9 protein-coding genes are annotated in these 10,805 nt (G+C 38.3%); 8 read left to right on the forward strand and 1 reads right to left on the reverse strand.

Features of this window, described 5'->3' with window-relative positions; translation table 11 throughout:
- The first annotated feature begins 207 nt into the window (after window positions 1-207).
- The 6 genes from H3U82_RS05730 to H3U82_RS05755 all read left to right on the forward strand — a co-directional run bounded on the left by H3U82_RS05730 (window position 208) and on the right by H3U82_RS05755 (window position 4,657).
- Window positions 208-1,308, forward strand: a complete 1,101-nt coding sequence (locus tag H3U82_RS05730) for a conjugal transfer protein (RefSeq protein WP_198209605.1) — start codon at window positions 208-210, stop codon at window positions 1,306-1,308.
- A complete protein-coding gene (locus tag H3U82_RS05735) occupies window positions 1,308-1,787 on the forward strand; it encodes a low molecular weight protein-tyrosine-phosphatase (protein WP_025330324.1) in 480 nt (159 codons plus the stop codon). Before H3U82_RS05730 ends, H3U82_RS05735 begins: the two co-directional genes overlap by 1 nt.
- 170 nt (window positions 1,788-1,957) lie before the next feature.
- Window positions 1,958-2,686 (forward strand): YebC/PmpR family DNA-binding transcriptional regulator, encoded by a 729-nt coding sequence (locus tag H3U82_RS05740; RefSeq protein ID WP_025330323.1) that lies wholly within the window; start codon window positions 1,958-1,960, stop codon window positions 2,684-2,686.
- Window positions 2,687-2,749: 63 nt separating this feature from the next.
- Window positions 2,750-2,959 (forward strand): hypothetical protein, encoded by a 210-nt coding sequence (locus H3U82_RS05745; RefSeq protein ID WP_025330322.1) that lies wholly within the window; start codon window positions 2,750-2,752, stop codon window positions 2,957-2,959.
- 11 nt (window positions 2,960-2,970) lie between these two features.
- On the forward strand, window positions 2,971-3,339 hold the full coding sequence (locus tag H3U82_RS05750; protein WP_198209607.1) for a VanZ family protein: 369 nt from the start codon (window positions 2,971-2,973) through the stop codon (window positions 3,337-3,339).
- A gap of 1 nt (window position 3,340) precedes the next feature.
- A complete protein-coding gene (locus H3U82_RS05755) occupies window positions 3,341-4,657 on the forward strand; it encodes an aminopeptidase P N-terminal domain-containing protein (protein WP_198209609.1) in 1,317 nt (438 codons plus the stop codon).
- A 74-nt stretch (window positions 4,658-4,731) separates the two neighbouring features.
- Here H3U82_RS05755 and hslO read toward each other — a convergent pair whose 3' ends face one another.
- Entirely contained in the window at window positions 4,732-5,646 is a 915-nt protein-coding gene (gene hslO, locus H3U82_RS05760; protein ID WP_198209611.1) for an Hsp33 family molecular chaperone HslO, read from the reverse strand.
- Window positions 5,647-6,875: 1,229 nt separating this feature from the next.
- Between hslO and H3U82_RS05765 the strand changes: the two genes are divergently transcribed.
- Both H3U82_RS05765 and H3U82_RS05770 read left to right on the forward strand, forming a co-directional pair.
- Entirely contained in the window at window positions 6,876-9,107 is a 2,232-nt protein-coding gene (locus tag H3U82_RS05765; protein WP_198209613.1) for a calcium-binding protein, read from the forward strand.
- A gap of 974 nt (window positions 9,108-10,081) precedes the next feature.
- Window positions 10,082-10,771 carry a hypothetical protein gene (locus H3U82_RS05770; RefSeq protein WP_198209615.1) on the forward strand — a complete coding sequence of 230 codons (690 nt, stop codon included), beginning with the start codon at window positions 10,082-10,084 and terminating at the stop codon, window positions 10,769-10,771.
- Window positions 10,772-10,805: the final 34 nt, after the last annotated feature.

Consider the following 10,805-nt stretch of genomic DNA (forward strand, 5'->3'; position numbering starts at 1 on the left):
TCAAAAGCCCAAATATATGATTGTTGTTAATTTAAAATATGGGCAGCACATTTCAGTTTCAAGCCGGATAGTCATATGTTTGCTTGTTGTACAGCTTTTGCTGCAAGCACAAAATATCAGACAAATATCAGTATATACATTTCAGACAAAGCTAATTTGTTACAATAGAATATTTACTAAGTCTACTAAATAAAACCGATCAACATCATGAACACCCATCATTGTTTGCCTGATACCCGCGCATTTCCTACCGATCAGGTTAAAAACGAACTGCTGCTGCATGCAGCCAGTCTAGTGACACCTACATCAAAAGCACAAACTACCCTTGCCCGTGAGAGCCTGCAAACTGAAATCAGCCGTATGCTGGCACAAAATCACTATACCAACCTTTCTGTAGCACTGGCTATGGCGGCCAATAGTGATATTTACAATGCACTGTGGAACAGTATGGAAACTGTATTACAAGCACGTAATCAGACAGAAGTACAATGGCTGGCCTTGCCCGTGATAATAGTAGGTGGTGCTAAAGAAAATATCTCTCTGCCAGACAGCATACCCGCAGAAGCCATCACTGAAATCTTCAAAAACCGTCCATGGTCTGATGAATGGAATAAAATTCACTGGGCATCACATCTTGTAAGTGATACTACCCTGACCCATATCAAAGCCAGTCAATGGTATGCTGCTAAACAAAACCAACAGATGGCTGCAGATCTTCTCGGTCAGTTACCTAAAACACCACTGATAGTTGAAAGCGGACAATCAGTACAGGTTTTTTATGCCCTTGGCTTTTCCGGACCAGACATTCAGTCTGCCCTTAACTGCAATCTGGCAGATAATGCCCTGCCGCTCATGCAAGTCTGGCAAACTCATCTGGCTACAGCCGGTGCTACGCTGTTTATCAACCCGCTTGCGCCACAATCACCATTAAACGCCTTACGCTCTGGCAGTGCCATGCGTCTGCGAATGGCCTGTGATGTCTTTACGACTAATGCTATCCGGTCGATTCGCCTGCAAAGTCCGCGGGTTGGTGTAGTTATTGCTGCTCAGGAAGGCGGCAATATATTATTTGGTTTCAATGCTACCGACAGTGTATTTGAACTTCAGCCACAAATTTTCCGCTGGCCGCTGACACAGACAGACAACATTGACAGCATAATACAAAATTTCATTGATCTGCTGGCTGAGTGCCATGTTGAAAATATTCGCCTATTACATGAACCAATCAGTGTACAAGCCCAATTGCCTAATTATGCCCAATCTATCAATATGGTCGGGCATAACCCACTTTTTCCACGGAGTCACTGATGGCTGCAACTAAAGTATTATTTGTCTGTCTGGGTAATATCTGCCGTTCTCCCATGGCAGAATACATTCTGCGCGACCTGGTAACAAAAAAAGGTCTGAGTGAACAGATTGAAATTGCCAGTGCCGGTACTTCCGGCTGGCACAATGGTGAAGACATGCACTCAGGAACCAAAGAAATTCTGCACGCAAAACAAATCAGTACTAATGATTTTCAAAGTAGTGAAGTAAGGCCGGAGGATATTGCCATTTACGATCATATTATTGCTATGGATGATAAAAACCTGCAGGACTTATCCCGTATTTTTGGGTGTAGCCGTCCGGATAAAGTCTACAAAATTACCGATTTATTACCAGACAGCGAATATGACTACGTACCAGACCCTTATTTCAGCGGTAATTTTACAGAAACCTGCACCATTATCCATGCCGGCTGCGAGGCATGGCTTAAATACTGGCAAACCTCAGCAGGCAAACAGTAATCCAGATTACCCGCCGTTTATACTATCCGGATAGAATCTACTCAATAAAAGAGCAATATGGTAAAATTAATACCATATTTCAATTATTTGATGGTATTAAAACTTGCCAAAGCGCTCAGCTTTGGCATTGTTTTGGTACGTAAAATCAACACAGCAATAAGGAATTTAAAATGGCAGGACATAGTAAGTGGGCCAATATCCAGCATCGTAAAGGTCGTCAGGATGCCAAACGCGGCAAAATCTTCACCCGCCTGATTAAAGAAATTACCATTGCAGCCCGTCTGGGCGGTGGCGATCCGAATGCCAATCCACGCCTGCGTCTGGCAATGGATAAAGCCACTGATGCCAACATGCCCAAAGATAATATTCAGCGGGCAATAGATAAAGGTACAGGTAATCTTGAAGGTGTCGAATATGTAGAACTGCGTTACGAAGGTTATGGCATTGGCGGAGCAGCAGTAATGGTAGACTGCCTGACCGACAATAAAACCCGTACCGTAGCCGATGTACGTCATGCCTTCACCAAACATGGCGGCAATCTTGGTACAGACGGCTCAGTAGCCTTTCAGTTCGTTCATCAGGGCTATTTACTCTTCAGCCCGGAAGTGGATGAAGATACTCTGATGGAGGCTGCTCTCGAAGCAGGTGCTGAAGACGTTATCGTACAGGAAGATGGTTCTAAAGAAGTCATCACCGAACCCTATCAGTACAGCAGTGTTAAAGAAGCACTGGAAGCAGCGGGTTTGCACGCGGCCGATGGCGAGGTAACCATGCGTGCAGTTAATGAAACCGTTCTGCAAGGAGCAGAAGCTGAAAAAATGCAGCGTTTACTAGACGCACTTGAAGATCTTGATGATGTTCAGAACGTTTATACTACAGCCGTACTGGAAACTGAGTAAACATAAAACGGACTGTTACTCAGTCCGTTTTTATCATTAACAGCATATTATTACCATTGATTCATGCAAGCTATAACCGAACTTTTTCAAACAGCTTCTGCCGGTGAATGCGCTGAAATTTTAGATTTCTGGCTCAACGAATGCAGCCTTGATGAAGCACCAGATGTACATACAGTAAAATTATGGCAACAATTGTTTCAACAGCGCGGCAGTAAATTTAACCGTCTGGCTACCCTGTGTCAGCAATGGCTTATTGAAACAGACTCATTATGAAATCATCATGCATGAATAAATGGCTGTTCCTTGCCGTCATCTGGTTTCTGGCCAGCCTGTATTTTTTATTCTTCAAAGCAAGCGGTAATCCGGTACCTATTCCGCAATTTGATAAAATCTGTCACTTTGGCTTATTTTTCGGCCAATTCTGGTTCCTGTCCAAATCCTGCTTCAGTGCCGGCATCACAATTCCGCTACGCCTGTTAATTATAACTGCCATTACCTGGGCTGCTTCCAGCGAAATCATTCAGGCGCTGTTCACTAAACGTGAGGGCGATATAATGGATGCAATGGCCGATCTCATCGGTGCCGCACTGGCACTTTGGCTGGCTCGTCAAATACAAACAGCTCGCCGCAACATCAGCAGGGAGAAATATTAAAATGGATATTACCGTTTATCAGCAACGCCGTCAGACTGTACTGAATAAAATCGGCGAAGATGGCATTGCCATTATATTTGCCGCTCCGGAACAACGCCGCAGTAATGACACAGAATACCCCTTCAGACAGGATAGCTACTTTCATTACCTGACCGGTTTTCCTGAGCCCGGAGCAGCATTGATACTGAATGGACGTGAACACACTTCCACTCTTCTGTGCCGCAATAAAGACCCTGAACACGAAATCTGGAACGGTTTCCGTTATGGTTATACAGCTGCACGAGAGCAATTTGCTTTCGACTCAACCGATGATATCAACCAGTGGCCGGTTTTGCTTAAACAAGCACTGACTGGTCACCGACGACTCTTCGCATTGTGGGGACTATATCCTGAAAATGACCCTAAGCTCATTGAATTATGGTATGAAGTTGCCCGTATAGCCAATTATCGCAGTGCCAATGGCAGTACGATTGCACCTGACAGCCTGGTAAATCTGGCCAGCATCCTTGATCCGATGCGTCTTATCAAAGATAAACATGAACAGTCGATCATGCGCATTGCCGCAGAAATCAGCGCACAAGCTCATATTCGTGCCATGCAGACTACTCGTGCCGGTCAGTATGAATATCAGGTAGAAGCAGAAATTCTGCATGAATTCATGCAACGCGGAGCACGCTATCCATCGTACAACAGCATAGTTGCCGGAGGCAAAAATGCCTGTTGTCTGCATTATGTCAGCAATAACTGTCAGTTGCAGCAAAATGATTTACTCATGATTGATGCAGGTGCCGAATACCAGATGTATGCTGGTGATATTAGCCGCACCTTTCCCGTCAGCGGGCGTTTCAACAGTGCACAAAAAGATATCTACGATATAGTACTGTCTGTTAACGAGGCGAGCATTGCCTCTACTGTAAAACAAGCAAACTGGCAGAATATCAGTGCAACAGCCATCAGCATGCTAACCCAGGGGCTGATTGATCTGGGCATCCTCCGTGGCAGTCTCGAACAGAATATTGAAACTCAGACTTATCGGCGTTTTTATATGCATGGGCTCGGACACTGGCTCGGACTGGATGTTCATGATGTTGGTGGCCGTTTTGACAGCAATGAACAGCCTATTTTGCTTCAGGCGGGAATGGTAACGACCATAGAGCCCGGTTTATATATCAGCGCAGCAGATGATATACCTCAGGCATTTCATAATATTGGCATCCGCATTGAAGACAACGTTCTGATTACAGAAACCGGTAATGAAGTACTCACTGCTTCTGTACCTAAAACTACCGCAGAAATCGAAATATTGATGCAGCACTAAATCAGAATCTGATCAGTATTAGCCATTAAAATAGCCGGATAACATTTATCCGGCTATTTTTTATAAATGTACTTTTAATGATTAAGCTGACGTGCGGCCAGTTCCTCCTGCGCAGTAGCCACAATATCAGTACCAAACAAAGAATTCACATCTGCCTCATCAAATACATAGCGTGCATGACAAAAATCACAGTTCACCTCAATACTACCCTGATCTGCTACAGCCTCACCTACTTCCTGCCCGCCAAGCAATAGCAGCATATCACCAACCTTAGCGCGCGAGCAGGTACAGGAAAATTCAACATTCTGAGGTGTAAACACCCTTAGCTCATGCTCATGAAACAGCCTGAATAACAATGTCTGCATATCCAGCCGCAACAACTCATCCGCCGTAAGCGTCTCAGACAAAGCTGATAACTCTGTCCAGCTATCTTCATCTATATCCTGTTCGGGTAACTTTTGCAGTAATAGACCGCTGGCATGCTCATCATCCGCAGCAAGCATAATATACGTAGCCAGCTGTTCGGAACGCGCCATATAATTCATCAGCATCTGAGCAATACTGCTACCACTAAGCTCCACCATACCCTGCCATGATTCACCCTGAGAGGGCTGCAAAGTCAGTACAAACATTCCTCCTTCACCAAGCAAATCTACCAGTGTCATATTGTCATCAATGACAGCAGATTCATCCCAGCGAGCTGTTGCCCGGCAGGTTGCTGCTGATGTAGCTTCCGCCACCAGCATTTTCAAAACGCCCTTACCCTGCACCTGCACAATCAGATTACCGTCAAATTTCAGATTACTGGCCAACAATACCGCAGCCACAGTCAGCTCACCCAGAGCCTGATGAATTGCCTTAGGATAGATTTTATTTGCTGCCACATGCCGCCATACCTGCTGCAAATTCACATGCAGACCACGTACAGGACAGTCATCAAACATAAACCTCGTTAACTGATCTGCTTGCACCATCTTATTTTCTGTCATCATTTCAATCTCGGCAAAATAATCAGACAATATGACCTCATCCGCCCAAAAATCAAGTAAAAGAAATTTCTGTTTGCATTAATATATATTTGACCTAATAAATCAATTTATACTAAAAATATAAAATTAAACTCAGATATATATAAATTAAATTTTAATTATCATTTAATAATTTCAACCCAAAAATTAACTATAACACTGTAATAAACTATTTATAAATATACATACTTAACTTAAAAACAATATTAAAAGCAAAAATGCATAAAATATGAATACTATTATTGCAACTAAGTAACTATCAATTTGCAGAAGTGGCAATGATTGTCATATATAGAAATAATAATAATTGTATCCTGATTGAAGGTAAGAGTCTTAATTCTCTCTGGGAACAACCAAAAATAACATCTACTTTTTATAGCAGGATCCGGGCTGGATGAAATAGTAGAAAATACCATTCTTCCTGATAATATAAAAACCATCTTTGTCTCCGGCTGCGCCAGCAATGAACTTTGTTTAGCTTAAATTCTAATGAATTAATCATTAATCACATAGATACCTCAGATTAAATAAACATTAGTTCATAAGGCTCAATTACCTAACATTTTAATATCACAACTTCCGATACAAACAAATAGGTGCAGCTCAGCTCAGATAACTAATTAATGCTTTATCTGGATATTATAATACCAATGAAATAAATATAACTGATATTTGAATAAATAAGTATAATTGTTCTTCCTCTACCTGTTTTAATCCAGAAATAATCAACTAAATGCTGTAGTTTAATTCGTATGTAAACTTAGCTGCCATATAAGATTAATTAATAGATTTAGCTCTGCTTGTTTTTGTATAAACACCTGCCATTCAATAGCTTGCGGGTGTTTTTTATTTGGAAATGGTTTCTTTTTTCAATAACCTGTATTAAAAAGTTAATATAAATCAAATTTAAAGACAATATTTGATTTATATTAACTTTTTAACTCTTTGATACAGTATAATTTTCTTTCGAGAGATGAAAATTAAATTGTCACAATATCCTAGAATATAAAATTATAATTAATTCTATATTCTATTACTAATAAAAATATTTTTTAATTTATAAAGGAGAAGCATATAGATAATCAAATTCATTATGAGCAGTAAATATATGGCGATCATATTAATATTATACAAAATATGATCAGAATAATTTTATTTTATATTGAAATGATTACATTTAGGAGATAATAATGCCCCAATCTCAAAATACATCAACCGTTAATACTGTTGTTAGCACTTCAAAAAATGAATTTCTGAAAGGTACAGATAATAAAAAAGATCGTTATATTTTTCAGAAAGGTCACGGACAAGATATTATTGAAGATATTGGCTTTGCAAGCCGCCGGGATAATACTCTGGTATACTATGAAGAATCTGATGAGCAAATACAATTAGAAAATTTTGAAAATGAAACTAACGAATTAATTTTCAAAGATTCAAATTCGTTTAATACCGCATTTATCAGATCTGGAAATGATCTGATTATTAAAGCTTATGGCGAAAAAGATTCAGTCACTTTACGTAATTTTTTCATTGATCCTGCTAATCCAGAAGACAACAATAGATATAGAAACTATAAATTTATATTTCAGGATAAAACAATTACGCTGAATGACATTAGTCATATGCCTTTTGAAACTCCATATAATCCCTTATTTAATGCTTATACAGGCTGGCTGGGAACTGACATTATCAAAGGTAGTTCAAAAGCAGATATTTTGTTTGGTTACGACGGTGATGACATTCTTTATGGCTATGATGGTGATGACGACTTGAACGGAGGAATGGGTAATGACACTATTTACGGAGGAGATGGTAATGATATTCTCTATGGAGGAAATTACTATCCTGATGCTAACAGGGATGGCGACGACTATCTTGACGGTGGTAACGGAGACGATGAAATTTATGGAGGTGGTGGACACGACACCCTGATTGGAGGAGCCGGCAACGATTATCTGGCTGGCGGTGACTGGGAAAGTGATTCTTACATTTTTCATAAAGGTCATGGGCAAGACATTATAGAAGATAAGGGCTACGATCAGTTGCCATTCTTATCCCAGAGCAATCAGCTCAAATTTACAGAGGCTAAAAGCACTGATGCAGTATTCAAACGTGACGGAGAAGATTTATTAGTTTATGCATACAAAAATGATGACTGTGTCAGACTAAAAGATTATTTTAAAGATGCTTTCCATCGGGCATTTATCTTCTGTTTTGAGGATCAGACATTGGATATTAGTGGTATTGCGCAGAAACTGTCAGAGCAAAGTGGTGAAAGCATGGCAGAGATACTTGATAATTTCATTTCTCAGGGTATACAGACTGCTTCAAAACCCGGTGATGTTTTATCAGGCGAAAATTCGGAAACCGGTGAATTGTATAATCAGCTAATCGGCAGCAATGGTAATGATAGATTATCTGGAGAAAATGAATATAACTTCATAGATGCCGGTGATGGTGATGACACTCTGATTGCAAACGGTGAATATAATATTCTGATTGGTGGTCGTGGTAACGATTACATGATTGGTTCTGAAGATTGTAAGGATATCTATATTTTTGAAGAAGGTCATGGTCAGGATACCATCGAAGATGGAGGTGAAAATAGTACTCTTAAAGATGGAGCATTAACCAATGAACTGATATTTAAAGGTGCTCAAAAAAATAATATCCAATTCTACCGTGAACTCGATGATTTAATTATTCATGCATATAACAGTAATGATTCAATTAGATTAAAAAAATTCTTTTATGCTGAATATTATCAGGATTACAGATTGATATTTGAAGATGGTACTATATCAAGTATTGATATTCCTAAAAACCTGCCAACTAATGGTACCAGCGATGATGATTACATCCTGGGTGACGAAACAAATGATATTATTTACGGGGGTGCAGGTGATGATACTATTTTCGGAGAAGAAGGTGATGATATTATCTATGGAGATGCTGGAGATGATGATATTACAGGAGATGAAGGTAACGACATTTTAATCGGTGGCAGTGGAAATGATATTCTTGATGGAGGAAGCGGAAGTGATCGTTATATATTTGAAGCTGGTCATGGACAGGATACGGTTACAGAATGGGATGTAAATCCTAAAGACATCAACTCACTTGAATTTACAGAATATAATAGTAATGAATTATGGTTCAGAGAGGATGGATCTGATTTGATTATCAGTCATATCGGAACAAACGATCAGGTAACAGTTACCTCATGGTTTGAAGATACTGATTATCAACACTATAATGTTATTACTGCTGATGGTAAAAAGATAAATTCAAATCAGATACAACAACTGGTTGAAGCCATGGCTGCATTTACAAATGATTGCGATTTTAACTCTCCAGATATTGCCAGTCAGATGCAGCAATTTATACAAAAAGCAAATGTTGCTGCCTATTGGGGTTAGTCAACCGATTTAATTAGCTTTAATTATTACCTGCCAGCTTTAAACTGACAGGTAATTTTTATTGACTTTCAAACTTAGATTTTTATTTTATTTATATATTTAGCAATTTTTCATTTAATCAGTTAACCAATGATCGAAAATAAACAATTAATATACCCAAATATAAAACAATTATGAAATTGGTTTTTACTATAAAATATATATTGAGTATTTAAATATACAATTTTTTATATAAAGTAATTTTATTGTAGTATCTATTAAGAATATTCAGTTGATAAAAAGCTAATTCAAATTGGGTTTTAGGCTTATCAGGTTAATATGTATGCTGCTGATAATCCGCTGCCGATATAGACATTTAAAAGAAATTTAACATACCAACAACCTCACCCAGTTCGCTATCAGGGCTGATAATGTGATTTTATAGGTAAATTAAGTTTTAATTAGCTTGTTTTATATTGATAATAATTTTACATCATATTTTATATAGACTATAACCATATTTATTCAAAGCTGCGGCAGAAAACAAAACTGATATTCTTAATATAGTTGAATAGCTACAAATGAAATTAAACTACTTAAAAAAACATATCGGCAAAATATAAAAATAATAACTATATTATGCAAACAGGCTTAATCTAAATATCATAAAAATTTAAATATTACAAAAACATATATTAAATATACGTTAAAATGCGTTAGTATATGTATATATTTATATTTCTTTTAAATTAATTTTATGATAATTTTAACTCCGTCTCTATACAAAAGTTCAGCTTATGAGAAACTCATACAAATTGCACCTCAGGCTGGTCTGTTTAAACTGCATGCTGCTGATAGCCGGCTGTTCCGATAATAATCACTCTGAAAAAAAAGTGGTACAGCAACAACCCGCCCCTGTTCGCCATCAGGATAGATTTGGTCGTTATGACTCTATCGGTAATCTTGGCGGAAAACCGGTTAGCATTCCCAGTGGTGTGGTTTCTACTTGGGTTCGCTATATCGGCGATCCAGGTGATTTTGATAGCAGCATAAAAGCACAACTGTATAATCGTCCGCCAGTTACCTATCAGCTGCCTATTGAAAGCTTTGGCTTTCAATATCGGCTTACTGACGGAGCAGTTAAATCCAGCTTAGAACAAACAGATGTAGATTATATTCATGATAATAATATACTGATTCCTAAAATGAAACCTTTTCCATGGGGACATGTTATTGTTTACAATATTGTTGATCTCAATAAACCTCGAAATTACAATTTGGCACTTGAAGAAAGTTTACAAGCAACTAAAAAAGTCTACCATTTTAATTATATTGAACAATCTGAACCGATATATGGCTTAATTTATTTGAAAGCCAATAATGGAATTGATCCCAGTAGCAATAAACCCTGGCAAGAAGATACTTCAGGACCGGATATTTTTATTTCGAAAAATAAGAATGGTGAAATTAAGACTTATATTAAATGTGATTTTATAGGTAAGGTTCAGTATTGTTATCACCTATTTTATATAGATAATAATATGCATGTCACAATTTATATAAGCTATAACCGTGTTTATTTAAAACTCTGGCAACAAACAGAAAAAAACATAACAGCTATTCTGAATAGCTGGATTGTCAGAAATGATGGCAAATTAATTAAAAAACAGGCAGGCAAAATATAGAAACACTAATTGATTTTTCGTAAATCAACAACTG

Origin of the sequence: Snodgrassella sp. W8132 (assembly GCF_016100865.1) — a bacterium.
Lineage (GTDB): Bacteria > Pseudomonadota > Gammaproteobacteria > Burkholderiales > Neisseriaceae > Snodgrassella > Snodgrassella alvi.